Annotated in this window: 8 protein-coding genes and 1 pseudogene; 6 read left to right on the plus strand and 3 right to left on the minus strand. The window is 49.5% G+C overall.

Features of this window, described 5'->3' with window-relative positions:
• The first annotated feature begins 23 nt into the window (after positions 1-23).
• The 5 genes from H6F98_RS24300 (at position 24) to H6F98_RS24320 (ending at position 12,515) form a co-directional block, all read left to right on the plus strand.
• Entirely contained in the window at positions 24-326 is a 303-nt protein-coding gene (locus H6F98_RS24300; RefSeq protein WP_313929937.1) for a helix-turn-helix domain-containing protein, read from the plus strand.
• The gene (locus tag H6F98_RS24305; protein WP_192221301.1) at positions 326-6,457 is read left to right on the plus strand and encodes a non-ribosomal peptide synthetase; all 6,132 of its coding nucleotides are present in this window, start codon (positions 326-328) and stop codon (positions 6,455-6,457) included. Before H6F98_RS24300 ends, H6F98_RS24305 begins: the two co-directional genes overlap by 1 nt.
• The gene (locus H6F98_RS24310; protein ID WP_192221302.1) at positions 6,454-10,728 is read left to right on the plus strand and encodes a non-ribosomal peptide synthetase; all 4,275 of its coding nucleotides are present in this window, start codon (positions 6,454-6,456) and stop codon (positions 10,726-10,728) included. Before H6F98_RS24305 ends, H6F98_RS24310 begins: the two co-directional genes overlap by 4 nt.
• A gap of 672 nt (positions 10,729-11,400) precedes the next feature.
• A complete protein-coding gene (locus H6F98_RS32910; RefSeq protein WP_199348878.1) occupies positions 11,401-12,024 on the plus strand; it encodes an RNA polymerase subunit sigma-24 in 624 nt (207 codons plus the stop codon).
• Between the two features lie 350 nt (positions 12,025-12,374).
• Positions 12,375-12,515: a hypothetical protein gene (locus H6F98_RS24320; protein ID WP_192221303.1), complete on the plus strand. Its 141-nt coding sequence runs from the start codon at positions 12,375-12,377 to the stop codon at positions 12,513-12,515.
• 451 nt (positions 12,516-12,966) lie between these two features.
• Here the strand turns inward: H6F98_RS24320 and H6F98_RS24325 are convergent, their stop codons facing one another.
• The 3 genes from H6F98_RS24325 to H6F98_RS24335 are packed head-to-tail and all read right to left on the minus strand — an operon-like array spanning position 12,967 to position 17,197.
• Complete coding sequence (locus tag H6F98_RS24325; RefSeq protein WP_192221304.1) at positions 12,967-13,482, minus strand: DM13 domain-containing protein; 516 nt, start codon at positions 13,480-13,482, stop codon at positions 12,967-12,969.
• 48 nt (positions 13,483-13,530) lie between these two features.
• A complete protein-coding gene (locus tag H6F98_RS24330) occupies positions 13,531-14,907 on the minus strand; it encodes an NAD(P)/FAD-dependent oxidoreductase (protein WP_192221305.1) in 1,377 nt (458 codons plus the stop codon).
• 16 nt (positions 14,908-14,923) lie between these two features.
• Entirely contained in the window at positions 14,924-17,197 is a 2,274-nt protein-coding gene (locus H6F98_RS24335; protein ID WP_242058680.1) for a glycosyltransferase, read from the minus strand.
• A gap of 269 nt (positions 17,198-17,466) precedes the next feature.
• Here H6F98_RS24335 and H6F98_RS24340 point away from each other — a divergent pair.
• Positions 17,467-17,724, plus strand: a pseudogene (locus H6F98_RS24340) (hypothetical protein); the annotation flags it as partial.

Consider the following 17,724-nt stretch of genomic DNA (forward strand, 5'->3'; position numbering starts at 1 on the left):
AGAAGATTAGGTGAATATACCAGGTGAGATTCGATGCCTTTTCGGTTAGCCTCGATAAAGATCATCTGGGAGATATTCCCGCCATGCCGACAACTGAATCGCTATCCACTGCTGTGCTTATCAAGGAAACCCGGAAGCGCCTGGGGCTGACTCAATTGCAGTTTGCCAAAACACTGGGGGTGTCCTTTCAGTCAGTGAACCGCTGGGAACGGTGCAAGACGAAGCCTTTGCCGATAGTTCTCAAGCAGATTGAGGTGATGGTGAAGGAGATGGGCGCTCGCGGGGAGGATTTACTGGAGCAGTATTTTTTAAAGGATAAGAGTTAATGGCTTACTGCTTAATACGTGTTGGTTCCTACCCCAATGCTTTTGGTTTGGCGAAGTTGGCAATAGGGAGCGACTTGATCGTTATCCCCAAACTCGAAGTCAAAGGCGACCTGTCTGAGTCCCCTCCTGGAACGATAACAGCGATTGAACCTGGCTTCCTTACGGTTTCTACAGCAAGTAACGAGGTAGTGCTGTCCCAGGTGCTAACCATAGATGGTCAAGTGCTATCGATTCCTGATTTGGTCGAGAGATTTGGGCTGCAAGTTGGGTATCGGTTTAAGGACATCGAGCCAGATAGCGCGAGGCGTATTGAAAGGCTTGATGGATTAATCGCAAAGCACGAAGCTTTTTGGGTAGAGAAGCTAACGACGTTACAGCCCATTACGGTTCCCTATGCAGAGCGGACGGCATCACACTTGGAACAGAAGCAGTACACCAGTGTAAAGATGTCCATACCGTATGAGGTCACAGCCTTCCTGGAGGAGTGCCATCCCGATTGGAATCAGAGCGACTTCCTGTGTGCTGCTTTTGCCACTTATCTAGCCCGTATTGGAGGAACTGGATGTTTCGATATCGGATTTAGAGATGTTGAGCTGCAATGGGAGCTGATAGGACTGGAAGACTTTTTTGCCTCAATTGTTCCTTGTCGCGTAGATATAAACTACGAGCAAAGTTTTGAGGAAGTTTTTGAAGCTTTTAGGAAGCAGGTGGAGTTGACGAAACTTCACAAAACTTATGCCCGTGATGTCGTAGCTAGGTATCCGGCTCTTCGTTCATTGCCTGAGGTGAGTCGTGAGCCGATGTTTCCGGTGGTCGTAGAACGGATAGAAAAACTAGACGATCACCAAGCTGGGTCTGGTAATGAGTTGACCCTGGTCATTCCGTCAGATGGGAAAGAATGCTGTTGGCTCTATAACACTGAGGCATTGGATGGTGACAGCATTGCCAGGATGTTGGATCAGTTTGCTACTTTTTTGCAAGGTATTGTAACTGACCCCAAAGGGCGCGTTGCCGCTCTGCCTCTGTTATCTGAGCCGGAGCGTCACAAAATTCTGGTGGAGTGGAATGATACTCAGGCAGATTACCCCAAGGATAAGTGTATCCATCAGTTATTTGAGGCTCAGGTGGAGCAGACACCTGATGCCCCGTCGGTAGTTTATGAAGACAAACAGTTGACCTATCGGGAACTGAATGCAAGAGCGAATCAGCTAGCGCACTACCTGCAAAAACTGGGGGTGGGACCGGAAGTTTTAGTGGGGATTTTTGTCGAGCGATCGCTTGAGATGATGGTGGGGCTTCTCGGTATTCTCAAAGCGGGTGGAGCCTACGTACCTCTAGATCCGGCATATCCGAAAGAACGTCTAGCGTTCATGCTGTCAGACTCACAGGTGTCAGTGCTATTGACCCAAGAAAAGTTGCTAGCTGGATTGCCTGAGCAGGGTGCGGAGGCGATCTGCTTGGATACAGACTGGGGCGTAATTTCTCAGGAGAGTGAGGACAATCTCAACAGCAAGGTTAATCCCGCCAACTTGGCCTATATAATTTACACCTCTGGGTCAACCGGGAAACCAAAGGGAACGATGATTGTCCACCAAGGACTGGTCAATTATCTTAGCTGGTGCATAAAAGCGTATGCAGTAGCCGATGGGGTTGGTTCTCCGGTTCATTCTTCGATTGGGTTCGACGCGACCATTACCAGCTTATTCTCTCCCCTATTGGTGGGACAGAGTGTAGTCTTCCTCCCGGAGAAGCAGGAGATAGAGGCTCTTAGTGCCGTCTTGTGTTCTCAAAGTAATTTTAGCCTCGTCAAAATCACCCCAGCCCATCTAGCCCTACTCAGTGAGTTATTACCCAGTAAGCAGGCGGCGGGTCAGACAAGAGCCTTAATTATCGGTGGCGAGGCTCTGTCGAAAAAGAGCATTTCATTCTGGCAGACTCACGCACCTGAAACTAGACTAGTCAACGAATACGGTCCAACAGAAACGGTTGTTGGATGCTGTATCTATGAGGTTCCGACTCAGACCTCCCTATCAGGTCTGGTTCCAATTGGTCGTCCTATTGCCAATACTCAGCTTTATATATTGGATCAGTCTCTCCAACCCATCCCCATCGGGGTCGTGGGTGAACTGCACATCGGTGGCGATGGCTTAGCGCGGGGCTATCTCAACCGAACGGAGTTGACAACCCAGAAGTTCATCCCCAACCCCTTTAGTGATGAACCCGGATCACGTCTGTACAAAACTGGAGACTTAGCCCGCTATTTACCGGACGGTAACATCGAGTTTCTCGGTCGCATCGATAATCAGGTAAAAATTCGTGGCTTCCGCATCGAGCTGGGCGAGATTGAGGCAGTGCTGAGGCAAAACCGGGCTGTGCAGGATGCCTTAGTTATAGACCAGGAGTACGGCCCTGGTGACAAGCGCCTAGTAGCCTATGTGGTTCCCAGTCAGGAGCAAGTCCTGCCAGCCAGTGAACTGCGTCGCTACCTAAAGCAGAAACTGCCCGACCACATGGTGCCCTCGGCATTTGTGCTGCTGGAAGCGCTGCCGCTGACACCCAACGGTAAGGTGGATCGCCGCGCTCTGCCAGTGCCGGACCCCACCAGAGCCGATCTGGAAGAAGATTTTGTGGCTCCTCACACGCCCGTTGAAAAAATGCTGGCAGAAATCTGGGCTGAAGTGCTCGGCATCGAGCGAGTCGGCATCCACAACAAGTTCTTGGAATTGGGCGGACATTCCTTACTCGCTATCAGGATTGTAAGTCGATTGCGTGACACCTTAAAGGTGGAGTTACCTATAAGTAGCCTGTTTGCATCTCCAACTGTAGCCGAACTAGCCAAGCGCATCGAGGCAAGTCATCAGGAAAAGCCTTTCTTGCAAGCTCCCCCCATCCGACCCGTTTCCAGGAACCAAAACTTGCCACTCTCGTGGAACCAGCAGCGACTGTGGTTCCTCGCACAATTAGAACCCAATAGTCCTGTTTATAATGAACCCTTCACCATTCGCTTTTGGTGTGCTATAGACGTAGATGCACTCTCAAAAGCCCTCAACGAAATCATCAAACGTCACGAAAGCCTGCGCGAGCGCTTCATCACGATAGATGGCCAACCCGTTCAGGTGATCGATCCACCCTCTAGTTTCAACCTAGCCGTAGTGGATCTCCGACAATTTCCAGAAGACCAACGGGAAGCCGAAGCTTTGCGGTTGGCAACTAGGGAGTCTAAGCAGCTCTTTGACCTAACTTCTGGGCCACTGCTGCGAGCTACGTTGATGCAACTGGCTTCGGAGGACTACAGGTTATTCCTGACCGTTCACCACATCGTTATTGATGGTGTTTCAATCTACAGCGTGTTTGTTCCAGAACTCGCAGCACTCTACGAAGCTTTCTCTACCGGCAAACCCAGCCTACGGCACGCTACGCTAACGCCACTTGCAGAACTGCCCATACAATACGCTGACTTTACCCTCTGGCAACGACAATGGCTAGCTGGAGAGATTCTGGAAAGTCAATTAGACTACTGGAAACAGCAGCTACGGGGCGACCTGCCTGTACTACAGCTGCCTTATGACCGTCCGCGACCCGCAGTTCAGACTTTCCGAGGTGCAAGGCAATGTCTGACACTATCCAAAGACCTGACCTCGTCGCTCAAAACTCTCTCGCAACAAGAGGGAGTCACCCTATTCATGACGCTGCTGGCCGCATTCAAAAGCTTGCTCTATCGCTATACGGAGCAGGACGATATTGTGGTGGGCACTGTCAGCGCGGGTCGCAACAGACCGGAGATTGAAGGGCTAATCGGGTTTTTCCTCAACACCCTAGTGTTGCGTACTAATCTGTCGGGTTCCCCTAGTTTTCGACAGCTACTGGGACGAGTGCGGGAAATAACATTAGGCGCTTATGCCCATGAAGACTTGCCTTTTGAGAAGCTAATACAGACGCTCCAACCCGATCGCAATCTAAGCCATAACCCTCTGTTTCAAGTGGCGTTTGTTTTGGAACCTCCAATGCCAGCTTTGAATTGTGGCTGGACTATGAGTCAGCTAGATATCCAAACCGATACGGCGAAGCTCGATCTGACCCTTGAACTAGACGAAAGACCGGAAGGGATTATTGGTCGCTTTGAATACAACACGGATTTGTTTGAGACCAGCACTATCTCGCGGATGATAGGCAACTTTCAGACTTTACTAGAAGGGATTGTGGCTGACCCGGACAAGCGCCTTTGGGAATTACCCATCTTGACGGTAGCCCAACAGCAGCAACTAATGGCGTTGAATAACACAAAAGCGGATTATCCTTTGGAGGCGTGCATCCACCAGCTATTTGAGGCGCAGGTGGAGCGCACACCCGATGCCATTGCAGTAGTTTTTGAAAACGAGCAACTAACCTACCGAGAGCTAAATCGCCGTGCCAATCAGCTAGCACACCACCTGCAAAAATTGGGTGTGCAACCAGAAATGCTGGTCGGAATTTGCGTAGAGCGATCGCTAGAGATGGTGGTAGGACTCCTAGGCATTCTCAAGGCTGGTGGGGCTTATTTGCCCTTAGACCCGTCGTATCCCCAGGAGCGTCTAGCCTTCATGCTGGAAGACGCCCAGGTGTCGGTGCTGTTAACCCAACAGAAGCTACTCGCAGGTCTTCCGGAGTACAAAGCGCACCGTTTCTGCTTGGACAGCGAGTGGGAATTACTCGCCCAAGAAAGCGAAGAAAAACCCGTCAGCAACGTAGCAACCGATAACCTAGCCTACACGATTTACACCTCTGGTTCTACAGGGAAACCCAAAGGAGTGCTGGTAACTCATCAAAACCTAGTCCACTCCACCAGTGCTCGTATTTCTTATTACAGCGAACCCGTCACCAGTTTCCTATTACTTTCGTCGTTTGCCTTTGATAGTTCGATCGCAGGCATCTTTTGGACATTGTGCCAGGGAGGCATCCTTGTACTACCAGCAGACAAGTTCCAACAAGAGCTGTTACAGCTTACAAAGTTCATCGCTCAACATCAGATATCGCATTTATTGAGTCTTCCATCTCTCTATAGCCTGATTTTGGAGCAAGCGGAACCACAACAGCTCACTTGTCTTCGTACTGTTATTGTGGCAGGCGAACCGTGTTCCAGAGAGTTAATTGAACGGCCTAGTAAGCTGCTGGCTCACACATCTTTATTCAACGAATACGGTCCCACAGAAGGAACGGTTTGGAGCAGTGTATATCATTGTCAGCCTTCAGGACTCAGAACCCAGGTTCCGATTGGTCGTCCCATTGCCAATATGCAGATCTATCTGCTGGACAACTATTTGAATCCTGTTCCCATCGGTGTACCGGGCGAGATCCACATCGGTGGTGCAGGCTTAGCCAGAGGCTACCTCAACCGCCCGGAGTTAACCAACCAGAAGTTCATCCCCAACCCCTTTAGCGATGAACCTGGGCAACGCCTTTACAAAACTGGGGACTTAGCCCGCTACCTAAGCGATGGCAACATTGAGTTTCTCGGTCGCCTCGACCATCAGGTAAAGATTCGCGGCTTCCGCATCGAACAGGGCGAGGTTGAGTCAACACTCCTCCAACACCCCAGCGTGCGAGAAACCACAGTCATAGCTAGAGAAGACATCCCCGGCGACAAACGTCTAGTAGCCTACGTCGTACCCAACCCAGAGCAGACACCCAGCATCGATGAACTACGCCACTTCCTCAAGCAGAAACTGCCCGACTACATGGTGCCTGGAGCCTTCGTACTGCTAGATGCCCTGCCCCTAACACCAAATGGTAAGATAGACCGCCGCGCTCTACCAGCACCCGACCAGTCACGACCCGACCAGTCAGTTACGTTTGTGGCTCCTCGCACTCCGATCGAGCAGCAGCTAGCTGATATCTGGGCTGAAGTCCTAAGACTAGAGCAGGTCGGCGTCCATGACAACTTTTTTGAATTCGGAGGACATTCCCTGCTGGCTACCCAAGTTATTTCTCGCTTGCGCCAAGCCTTCGGAGTGGAACTGCCCGTGCGTACTTTATTTGAGGCACCTACTGTGGCTGACTTAGGCGCTCGCCTTGAGACAGTTCGTTGGGCAGTGCAAGAGTTACAGGCTGATGAGAGCGACTCAATGGGCGATTATGAAGAGGGAGAACTATGAAAACGATTGATGAGTTTTTGTCTGAGCTTCGCTGTCTAGATGTGAAGCTATGGAACGAAGGCGATCGCTTGCGTTATAAAGCTCCCAAAGAAACACTGACACCCGCCCTGCTGCAAGAGCTAAAAGAGCGCAAAGCAGAAATCCTCGCATTTCTGCACAAGGCTAATGCTGCCAGCAATTCCAATCTTTCGCCCATATCGCCTGTCCCAAGGGACGAAAACCTCCCCCTCTCATTTGCTCAAGCTAGACTCTGGTTACTCGCTCAATTGGAACCAGACAGTCCTGCTTATAACATACCTGCTGCCTTTCGCTTAACCGGTCTACTCAACGTAACCGCACTCTCGCAGAGCCTGAGTGAAATTGTCCGACGCCATGAAGTCCTCAGAACCACTTTCCCCTCTGTGGATGGGCAACCCAAGCAAGTCATCTCCCTACATACAGCTTTAAAACTGCCAGTAATAGACCTGAGGGAACTTCCTCCAGACCAAGGGCTTTCTGAAGCTCGACGCCTTGCCACCGAGGAGGCTCAACAATTCTTCGACCTAGCGACTGGGCCATTATTTCGCGTCCAACTTCTGCGCCTGGAAGAAGCGGAACATATGCTGCTCGTGACCATGCACCACATTGTTTATGATGGCTGGTCCTACGATATTTTCTTACGGGAACTGGCAGCACTCTACGAAGCCTTCTCCAGTGGCAAGCCCTCACCCCTCCCCGAACTGCCCATCCAATATGCTGATTTTGCCCACTGGCAGCGCGAGTGGCTACAGGGTGAAGTCCTAGAGTCTCAGCGGGACTACTGGAAACAGCAGCTAAATGGCAGCCTGCCCATACTACAACTGCCCACCGACTACCCGCGCTCACCAGTTCAGACCTATCAGGGTGGGTACCAATCTCTGGAGCTACCGAAAAACCTAACCCAGGCACTCAAAGACCTGAGCCAGCAGGAGCGGGGCACTCTGTTCATGACCCTGTTAGCAGCCTTCCAGACATTACTCTACCGCTATACCGGGCAAGAAGACATTATCGTAGGCACTCCCATCGCCGGTCGCAACCAAGTGGAAGCCGAGGGTCTGATTGGATTTTTTGTTAATACCCTAGCCCTGCGTACCTACCTCACTGGCAACCCAAGTTTCCAAGAACTGCTAGGTCGAGTGCGGGAGGTCGCTTTAGGAGCCTATGCCCACCAAGACCTACCCTTTGAAAAGCTCGTAGAAGAACTACAGCCCGAACGAGACCGAAGCCGCACGCCGCTGTTCCAGGTGATGTTCGTTCTACAGAACACTCCAACCTCAGCCTTGGAGTTACCAGGTTTGACCGTCAACTCCCTGAATATTGACAGTGGAACGGCGAAGTTCGATCTAACGCTATTCATAATGGAGACGGGGCAAGGACTGAGAGCTTCGTTGGAATACAACACCGGCCTCTTCAATGCCGCCACCATTACTCGGATGCTGGGGAATTTCCAGACCTTACTGGAAGGCATTGTCGCCAACCCTCAACAGCGTCTCTCAGACTTACCGCTGTTGACAGCAGCCGAAAAACATCAGTTGCTGGTGGAGTGGAATAACACCCAAACAGATTACCCAAGTAACACCTGTATCCATCAGTTATTTGAAGCCCAAGCCGAGCAAACTCCTAACGCTGTTGCCGCAGTCTTTGGAAGCGAGCAACTTACCTACCGAGAGCTAAATCACCGTGCCAATCAATTAGCACACCACCTGCAAGGGCTGGGGGTAGGACCAGAGACATGCGTGGGGATTTGTGTAGAGCGATCGCTAGATATATTAGTAGGACTCCTAGGCATCCTCAAAGCGGGTGCAGCCTACTTACCACTAGACCCAGCATATCCGCAAGAGCGTCTTACCTTCATGCTGGAGGATGCCCAAGTCCCAGTCCTATTGACCCAACAGCAGCAGGTTGAGAAACTTCCGTTACATCGAGCCAAAGTAGTCTGTCTAGACAGTGGCTGGGACGCCATTAACCGAGAGAGCCAGGAAAACCCCATTGGCAGCGTGACGGCTGACAACCTAGCCTATGTAATGTATACCTCCGGTTCTACAGGCAGACCCAAAGGTGTTAGCGTCATCCATCGAGGTGTAGTGCGGTTAGTCAAAGGAGCCAACTATGCCAACCTAGCAGCAGAAGAAGTCTTCCTACAGTTAGCTCCCATCTCCTTCGACGCCTCAACGTTAGAGATTTGGGGCAGCTTACTTAATGGTGCGCGGCTAGTGATATTTCCCCCCCATACGCCATCCTTGGAAGAGTTGGGACAAGTTATCCAGCAATACCAAATCACAACTCTGTGGCTCACCACTGGTCTATTTCACCTAATGGTGGATGAGCGACTGGAGGATTTAAAGCCCTTGCGTCAACTATTGGCTGGTGGTGATGTTTTATCCGTTCCCCATGTCCAGAAATTTCTCCAAAAAATAGGAGACTGTAAGCTAATCAACGGTTATGGTCCAACCGAGAACACGACCTTCACCTGCTGCTACCCAATAACAGAGCCTGACCAACTCGGTAACTCCGTCCCCATCGGACACCCTATTACCAATACTCAGGTTTATGTGTTGGATAGCCACCTACAGCCTGTCCCCATCGGAGTTCCCGGCGAGTTGTACATCGGCGGCGATGGCTTAGCCCGAGGGTACCTCAACCGCCCAGACTTGACCGAAGAGAAATTTCTCCAAAACCCTTTTAGTAATGAACCAGGAACACGCCTCTATAAAACCAATGACCTAGCCCGTTACCTCCCCAATGGCAACATCGAGTTTCTCGGTCGCATCGACAATCAGGTGAAGGTTCGTGGCTTTCGCATCGAACTGGGAGAAATTGAAGCGGTGCTAGCACAACACCCTACTGTGAAAGAAGCCGTAGTCACAGCTAGAAAAGATATCTCCGGCAACAAAAGCTTAGTGGCCTACATCGTTTCCCACCAAGAGCAAGCATCCACAATCGATGAACTGCGCCGCTTCCTCAAGCAGAAACTGCCCGACTATATGCTGCCTGGATCTTTCGTACTTCTAGAGGCTTTACCCCTGACTCCCAACGGCAAGGTAGACCGCCGCGCCTTACCAGCACCCGACCAAATCAGGAAAGAGCCAGAAGAAACGTTTGTAGCTCCCCGCAATGAATTAGAACTCCAGCTCACACAGATTTGGGAAAAAGTTTTAGGTGTCCACCCCATCAGCGTGAAAGACAACTTTTTTGACTTGGGAGGACACTCCATGTTGGCTGCACGCCTATTCGCACAAATCGAGAAGAAATTGGGCAGAAATCTCCCTCTGGCTAGCCTCTTCCAAGCACCGACTATTGAGGAACTAGCTAGCATTTTCAGCCAACAAATCTATAGCTCAGAACATAAGAAATCAACAATAAAGCTTGAGAGCGCAACTAACCTTCTGAATCAGTCTGGCTCGCCATCGCCTTGTTCCTCACTGATAGCAATTCAACCTAAGGGTTCCAAACCGCCTTTGTTCTGTATCCATGTGCTTGGCAGAGGTCTCAAATTCTACCGTCCTTTGGCACATCATTTGGGTTCAGAACAACCCCTGTATGGACTAGCCGCACAAATTATGGATAAAAAATATGCTCCCCCCAATCGGGTTGAGGACTTAGCCGCTCACTATATTAAAGAAATGCGGATTCTCCAGCCCGAAGGACCTTATTTTCTGACTGGCGTATCTTTTGGCGGCAGTGTAGCCTTCGAGATGGCTCAGCAGCTAGTCGCGCAAGGACAAAAGGTAGCTCTGCTAGCCTTATTGGATACACACACTTCAGAGGCACTCAAACAAATATCAAGCGGTGAGCGGCTCTCTGCTCACTGGAGTAACTTTTTAAAACTCGGACCCATCTATGTTCTAAAGAAAGCGAACGAAAACGTGAAGGGAAAAATCCAGAGTTTCAACGATAAACTCAATCATAGCCTCAACAAGATTGGCTGCAAGTTTTACCTAGCTATCGGACGACCCTTGCCTGACAATCTTCAAGACTTCACTTTTCAACAGGAAAACAATCAGGCATCAAGAAACTATGTACCGCAAGTCCACCCGGGTCGTGTAACCCTCTTCCGGTCTGGAGATCAGATTATCGATGTAAGCTCTTATCGTGACCCTCAATTGGGCTGGGGCGAACTTGCTGCTAGAGGATTAGAGTGCCATGAGGTTCCTGGTACCCACCTTGGAATGTTACAAGAACCCCATGTACAGGTGCTAGCCGAAAAATTGAAAGCTTGCTTGGATAAGGCTCAGGCAGAAACTCATTTGTGATCTGCTGCTACTGAGCTGTCCAAAAATAACTTCGGATTTTAGGGTGTATTCGCCAACCTCTTTCAACCTCCCAAACAATTGCCCAAAGCCAGGAAAAAGCATTGACTCACCTAATCAGTTCGCACAGCTCTTTGCGTTACGCTGCTGTTGATGAAGGGTTAAGCGAAACATTGGGAACCGGGAAATATGCGAATGTCGTATTCCCGAACAATCCCGACAACAAACACCAATTACCTAAAAAATTTCGTTTTTCTGGTCGTTGATTATGTACGAGTAGTTTTCTATTGCTGCATTGACCCGTATCGCGACGTTTAGCCTTAAAAAGGCGCTCGATGCTCAACGGGCGAAGGTGACAGTGCTCGCTTCCACCGAGCAGCTTAATCTGCTGGAGGCAACTGGCACAAGCCGAAACGACGACGGGTGAGAATTGAGTTGAGTGTCCTGCAAGGGGCAGACCAGCCAACATATGAGAGAGGAGCGAACGGACTGGCAGTATGAGCCGAGCGTTCGCACTCCAACCACAAGAGCGAAAACCTCAGAACCCCCGGAAATATTTCCGTTTTTTTTGCGTTGGGAGAGTTATACCAAAGTTGAACGTTACGCAAACGCGATCTCGAACACTAGGGTTCGATAGTAAAAAGAGAAAGCTTAGAAAGATTAAAGGAGAAATAAATGCAGGGTCTCTTTAAAGTAGCTATTTCTCTGTTTCTAGTAATTATATTTACTTTTACAACAGTAGTTAAGCCTGCAACAGCGTTATCAATTGATTTCAACGTAGATAATGAGTCGATGGAATTGTATGAAACTGCGAAAAAGGTGGGTCAAACGGCTATAGCTATTACCTCTGCTACTAGCGCTGCTGCTGGCTTAAGTGGTGGAGCTGGAATTATGTCAAGCTTGGCTGGTGCTGGTGCTGTTGTGGGTGGTGGTGCTATTGCAGGCATTGGTGTACTTGGTGCAGGTCCAACGGCTGTAACAACAATGCTGATGGATCAAGTTTTGAGAGATGATGAGAACCTTGCTAGCAGTGAGCGTGAAGCCCGCGCCGTTGGCAGAAGGATGACAGCCGTTGGTGCAACGGCTGCCTCAGCCGGTGCTGCTAGTGCAATAGCCGTATCTGGAAGCGTTACTGGGTTGAGCGCAGCGGGGATAACCTCAGGATTAGCAGCAATTGGAACAACAGTCGGCGGCGGCATGGCTGCTGGTGCAACTATCACAATCGCCGCCCCGGCAGTAGCAGCGGCGGCAGTTGGATACGGTGGTTATCAAATCTGGAAACAGCTATCAAAGGATTAATTTTTCCTGTTGTCAATAGCTCTCGATGAACACCTGAGCCAGGTGTTCCTGAACGGGGAATTCAACCAGGGTAAGTGATCGCTTTTCATTTTTAAGGAGTCCATCTCACGTCGAGGAGTCTATTCGCTGTTGAGTTGGCTCCTGCTGCAAGCCGGAATACCCCGCTTCCCGACATCCGAGAGTCTTCCAATCGCTGAGGGAAAACTTGATTATTAAGAATCCTTAATAATATGGATCACTGCTCAATGACTCTCAAGTCACACCACCAGATGAGCTTGAATCACCCAACGGGCTACTGACAGACTGCTACTGTTGAGTCGATAGGTTAACAACTGGTTAAGGAGATTGATATGCAGCTTCTCAATCACTCAAGTACTACCTCTAGCCCAACTATCAAGAAAGCGGGAGCCAAACTCCATATGGTTTGGGTGAAGAAGATAGACGCCTCTCAACGCGAATACCTCACAGCGGTTTGGACAACCCAGGATTAGCTCCCCCTCCTTCATCCTCTAATTCGGTTCACTACGATCTACTGGTAGGTGGCGATGGGGCTAAATGTGGAAGGAATTGAGATATTTTATCCTTACATCCCGTGTGCGGAAAGCCAACTTATCACTCACTTGCAGTAACCAGGGATGCCTTCTCAATAAGCCCTCAAAAATAGCCACTCATTACCCGTAAATTTTCAGAATTAGCCCAATCAACGCTATCTCGTCATTACAGCCATTTTCCTACCTGGCGTAATGTGAGATTATCGGGATTTGGTTGCGAGCGGTTTGCCCAAATTTGCCTTCTACAAGCTCAAATCATTTTCATGATTGGGGCACTAAAAGTCGGGAAAGTGATCGCCAACGTTCAAACAGGTAGTCATAGTCTGTTTCTGCCTTTGTCAATCAACACTCTGCCAATCTCTGATCGCAGATTCATCCCAATACTCATTGGCTAGCTATCAAATTTAGCAACACCAAACGTTGCATTAAACTGGCGACACCAAACTACAGCAGATTTATAGTCTTCTAAATTAACGTTTTCAGGAATAGGGTAACGTTGAGCGCCGCTGGTTTTTTGTAGGGGACCCAAAATGACGTAATCTTGCTCTTGCAAAGGATAAGCGGGTGGTTGAGTAGAACCCAACACATTATCAGAACGATGCAAAATCACAAATAAATCTGGACCTCTGTCACTCGTTTTGAAAGCTTGGTCTAGCTCTAGATAGCGTTCTCCATTCTCAGTAACAATTTGAGCCATTCCCTCTGTCGGCGCTTCTCCAGCCACAAAAGTACCGGACTTTGCCACAGTATCTGGTGCGGGTGCAGTTGAGTCAGTTGGAGCAGCAACACTTGAACTAGGGGAAGGGCTTGTCGCCTCGCTAGCCGGCTGATTAACGGCTACTTCCTTTGTACAACCAACCGACAAAATTAAAGTGCTAGCAAGAATAATCAGTTGATTGAATCTCATCGGTCAAAACCTCTTGAATGATCTGAGTTTGCAATTATGGGAATGGAATTACATATTGGGACACGAGGGCATATCGTCTCCAATGAGTAGTCTTGCCAAACTGGGTAACGCTTCACCATAAGTCGGGTGAATGTGAACCGACTGTTCTAGCAATTTCCAAGTGGCTTTAGCCTCCATCAAAGACAAAAATACGTGAACTAACTCGGCAGTTTCGTATCCGACTAGCGTTGCTCCTAAAATCCTGTCAGTGTCTCGGTCTACTACCATGCGGTAAAAGCCAAGATCATGTCCCCACTCGATGGCACGAGCAATGTGAGCCATTGGCATTGTGACGGCATGAGCATTGATGCCTTGCTGCTGAGCCTGTTCTAGTGTCATGCCGACGCGCCCGACTTGCGGTTCAGTGTAGACGGCATAGCCCAAAACGCGATCGCTGCGCGTCCGGTGTTCGCCACACAAAATTGCCTTTAAGCGGCGGTAGTCTTCCCAGGAAACATGGGTAAAGGCAGGCTGTCTTGCCACATCGCCGATCGCATAAATGCCAGGGCAAGTAGTCCGAAACTGATCGTCAATTTTGACGAAGGCTTGCTGATCTAATTCAACTCCAGCCGCTGTCACATTCAATACACTGGTGTTCGGTTTTCGTCCGATCACAACGAGTAATGCTTCACCCTGTAGCGTTTCACCATTGCTCAACGTCAGTGTAAACACTCCGTCAGCATGAGCAACCTTTTCAGTATTCACGTTGAAATGAATCGAGATGCCATCTTGCTTGAACGCCTCTGCTAAAGTTTCGCTGACATCCGGTTCTTCTTGCGAAAGGAGGCGATCGCCTCGCACAATCAAATGCGTCTGGCTACCCAAACGCGCTAATCCTTGCCCTAACTCCAGCCCGATATAGCCACCTCCAATCACCAGCAGTCGAGGCGGCAACTCCTGCAAATCGAAGAAATTTCGATTGGTGAGAAACGGGGTGTCGGCTAAACCAGGAATATCGGGAATTAGTGATGATGTCCCTGTGTTGATGACAACGATGGGTGCTTCAACAGTCACATCACCGCCTGTGACGGTGTGATGGTCTGTGAAAGACGCTTCAGCGCACACAACTTTGACACCTGCACTTTCCAGTCGCCGTTTTGTGCCCTGATTGAACTGATCGCGAATTCCCCGAACTCGCTCCATCACGGCAGGAAAATCGACCTCGACCTGAGCATGGACACCGAGTTTTGCTGCCAGTCGTGCCCGACCTGCGGCATGAGCAGCGGCTAAGAACGCTTTAGAGGGGGTACAGCCATAATTAATACAGCTTCCACCCAACGCATCCCGCTCAAATAACACAACCTTGCGCCCTTCCTTGGCAAAGTCAGCCGCGAATGGAATTCCACCCTGACCACTCCCAATCACAATGACATCTGCTGTTTCCATAGTTTCTTGATTCAAATTAACGCTGTGCAACGGCGATCGCTCTAATAGTTGCCTTGCGCCCAAACAAGAATCGCGGTCTAAACAAAATCTTCAACAGCAATCCTAATGAGGCAAATTCTCCTGGAGAACAACGGCTTTTCCACTGTCCTGGACGGCAATACAGCAGTTCTACTAAGCCTCGCTGTTGATTCAAATCCAGTGACTCGAACAAAACTTGCACGACCGGAAATTCATCACTTAAGTCAACACTCGCTATTTGACCTGGGAGGACTAATTCTTCCTCCATCAATTCCACTTGAGCGGGAAGCATTCTCATTTCATTCATTTTGAGAAAGTCTGTTTGAGTCAATGCAACTTCTACACCGACTTCTGAAATGGCTGTAGTGAACCCCCAAAATGTTTGTTCATCAACCTGAACCCGCACTGTACGTCGTAATCCGTACCATTCGTAGGGGCTGGTGCGCGGCACATCCACCAAAATCAGCAGGGCAATGCTCAGCATTAGCAGATTGTAGGCACTCCAGACCCAGCCCAACCCGATGCCTTTCAACTGCTCTGCGATTTGCACAGGCATACTGGGTTGCCAAGTTCCCATGATCAGGTAAGTTCCCAAGTTCATCCATAAACTAATCGCCGTCACAATAAATATTGCAATGAGCGGAAAGGCAAGCTGCCAGTTAAAGGAAAAGCGATCGCTTACGCCTCCTTTCGGAGTTACCTTAAAGCCTTTCCCAAATGGATTGAGCATAACTTTAATCACGGTGACTGCCAGAGGAAACGCCAGAACCAATGAGTAGACATCTGACAATACCGCCGAGCGAGAGCGAGAGTTTAACCAGGAGAACGCACTCAACTGCACCAAATAAAAAGGAACAAAGAAATACAGCACTTCTGCACCCGTTGCTCTGACTGGAATGATATGCAGGAACGCATAAGCTAGGGGAATGAACAATAATCCGACGCGAGCCGGACTGGTAAACCAATGCAGCAATCCTTCGAGATGCGCCAGCCGTTGTAACAAGTTCAAACCCGGAATAGTTAAGGGATTTGTTTTGATAAAGAAAGCTTGTAGCGTTCCTTGTGCCCAACGAGTCCGCTGAAGTGCTTGAACTGAGATGTTCTCAGCCGCTAGTCCTGCACTCAGCTTTTCATTCAGGTAAAGGACACGATAACCCTTCGCTGCTAGCCGAATTCCGGTAAAGTAGTCTTCGCTGAGGGATTCGGTTACAAAGCCTCCTGTTGCTATTAATGCCGAGCGCCGCACGACAAAAGATGTGCCCGCGCAAATCACGCCACCGACTCCATCCCGGATTGGCTGAATCTGACGGTAGAATACCTCTTCATCCGGCGTGAGCGTATTCTCTAGCCCAAGATTACGGGCGACCGGGTCAGGATTATAAAACGTCTGAGGGGTTTGCAGTAGTGCGACTTGGGAATCTTGGAAAAAGCCAACGGTGCGAGTGAGAAAGTTTTTGGTTGGAATGAAGTCAGCGTCGAAGATAACGATTAGTTCTCCATTAGTATGTGCGATCGCCTGGTTCAAATTTCCGGCTTTTGCGTGGTGGTTGTCGGGGCGTGTCCGATATTCACAGCCCAACTCTTGGGCTAATGCTTGCACCTCTGGTCGTTGAGTGTCATCGAGCAAATAAATCTTCTTTGCGTCATAGTCCAACGCCTGAGTGCCAATTACTGTGCGTCGCAAGATAAAGGTTGGCTCGTTATAGGTTGGAATTAAGATATCGACGGTTGGCGTAAATGTCCCATTGAGTACATCATTTGAGAGCCGCTCGGCTTCTGGTCGTCGGTCGTTTACGCGCAGCAGCAAAACAAGTTGAATGATGCTGCCACTCAGCAGCAATAACTCCATCAAAAACAGTCCTAGGCTGAACACACCATTGAGTGGCGTACTGAGGTTGAGGGTGGAAAGCGCTCGCCACAGTAAATAACGAACGGCGAGGATCAAAAGAATACCAACCACCAACCCTCTCGACCAAGTGCGCGGTTGTGGAGACACCTTTATGACTGCCAGCACTACAATCATCAGTGCTACCGTCCAAAACAGTAGGTAATGCCCAACCATCATCGGGGCTGAAATCCACATGGGTGGGCTTGCCTCAAGCTCATCCAGCCGCTGAAAAATTGTACTGATTGTCCCCTCTCCAGCAAACCAGGCAGCAGCGATCGCACCCGATAACACCACAATTCCCAACATGATCAAAGTGGCAAGATGAGGAGATGATCTCCAACGACGAAACATTGAGATGGGATGGCGAGGATGCAGAGCACTCATCAATTTAGCCCCGATCATTATAGATATAGAACTTCAGCCAGCTCAAAGAAATTCCAGCATTGACAGAGTTCTAGTGATTCCTTGCAAATTACTGCAATGTTGACACAGACTTTAATCAGCAAAATGAGGAGAGACTGAGTGTTCTCTGAAAAACTACCAAGTTTCCTAAGCTGAATTTACTTAGAAAAGTTCCCGCTTAATTTCAGCTTTGTCCTCTGGTGAGAACGCGATCGCTAAAATAAGGCTTTACACAGGGTGAGCGGGAAGGCGTGAGTAAACAATTGCATCCAAATACGTCCTCTCCTGCTGCTGGAAAGGAGGGTGTCCTCTATGCCGTTTTCGCCTACACAGCCTGGGGATTGCTACCCGTTTACTGGAAATTGTTTGGGCAAATCCCAGCCGTCGAGGTGTTGAGCCACCGGATTCTCTGGTCGATGGTATTTCTCATCGGACTTTTGGTTTGGCAACGACGCACTTCCGAGTTCTGGGAAGTCTGGCGTTTTAAGAGAAAAGTGAGCTTCCTACTG

The sequence above is a fragment of the Microcoleus sp. FACHB-SPT15 genome, from assembly GCF_014849525.1.
GTDB lineage: Bacteria > Cyanobacteriota > Cyanobacteriia > Cyanobacteriales > Coleofasciculaceae > Symplocastrum > Symplocastrum torsivum.

What these genes read in the sequence shown, in the direction of transcription:
- H6F98_RS24320 (WP_192221303.1), top strand. Translation starts at nt 12,375, where the DNA reads ATGCAGCTTCTCAATCACTCAAGTACTACCTCTAGCCCAACTATCAAG.
- H6F98_RS32910 (WP_199348878.1), top strand. Translation starts at nt 11,401, where the DNA reads ATGCAGGGTCTCTTTAAAGTAGCTATTTCTCTGTTTCTAGTAATTATA.
- H6F98_RS24305 (WP_192221301.1), top strand. Translation starts at nt 326, where the DNA reads ATGGCTTACTGCTTAATACGTGTTGGTTCCTACCCCAATGCTTTTGGT.
- H6F98_RS24330 (WP_192221305.1), bottom strand. Translation starts at nt 14,907, where the DNA reads ATGGAAACAGCAGATGTCATTGTGATTGGGAGTGGTCAGGGTGGAATT.
- H6F98_RS24310 (WP_192221302.1), top strand. Translation starts at nt 6,454, where the DNA reads ATGAAAACGATTGATGAGTTTTTGTCTGAGCTTCGCTGTCTAGATGTG.
- H6F98_RS24335 (WP_242058680.1), bottom strand. Translation starts at nt 17,197, where the DNA reads ATGAGTGCTCTGCATCCTCGCCATCCCATCTCAATGTTTCGTCGTTGG.
- H6F98_RS24325 (WP_192221304.1), bottom strand. Translation starts at nt 13,482, where the DNA reads ATGAGATTCAATCAACTGATTATTCTTGCTAGCACTTTAATTTTGTCG.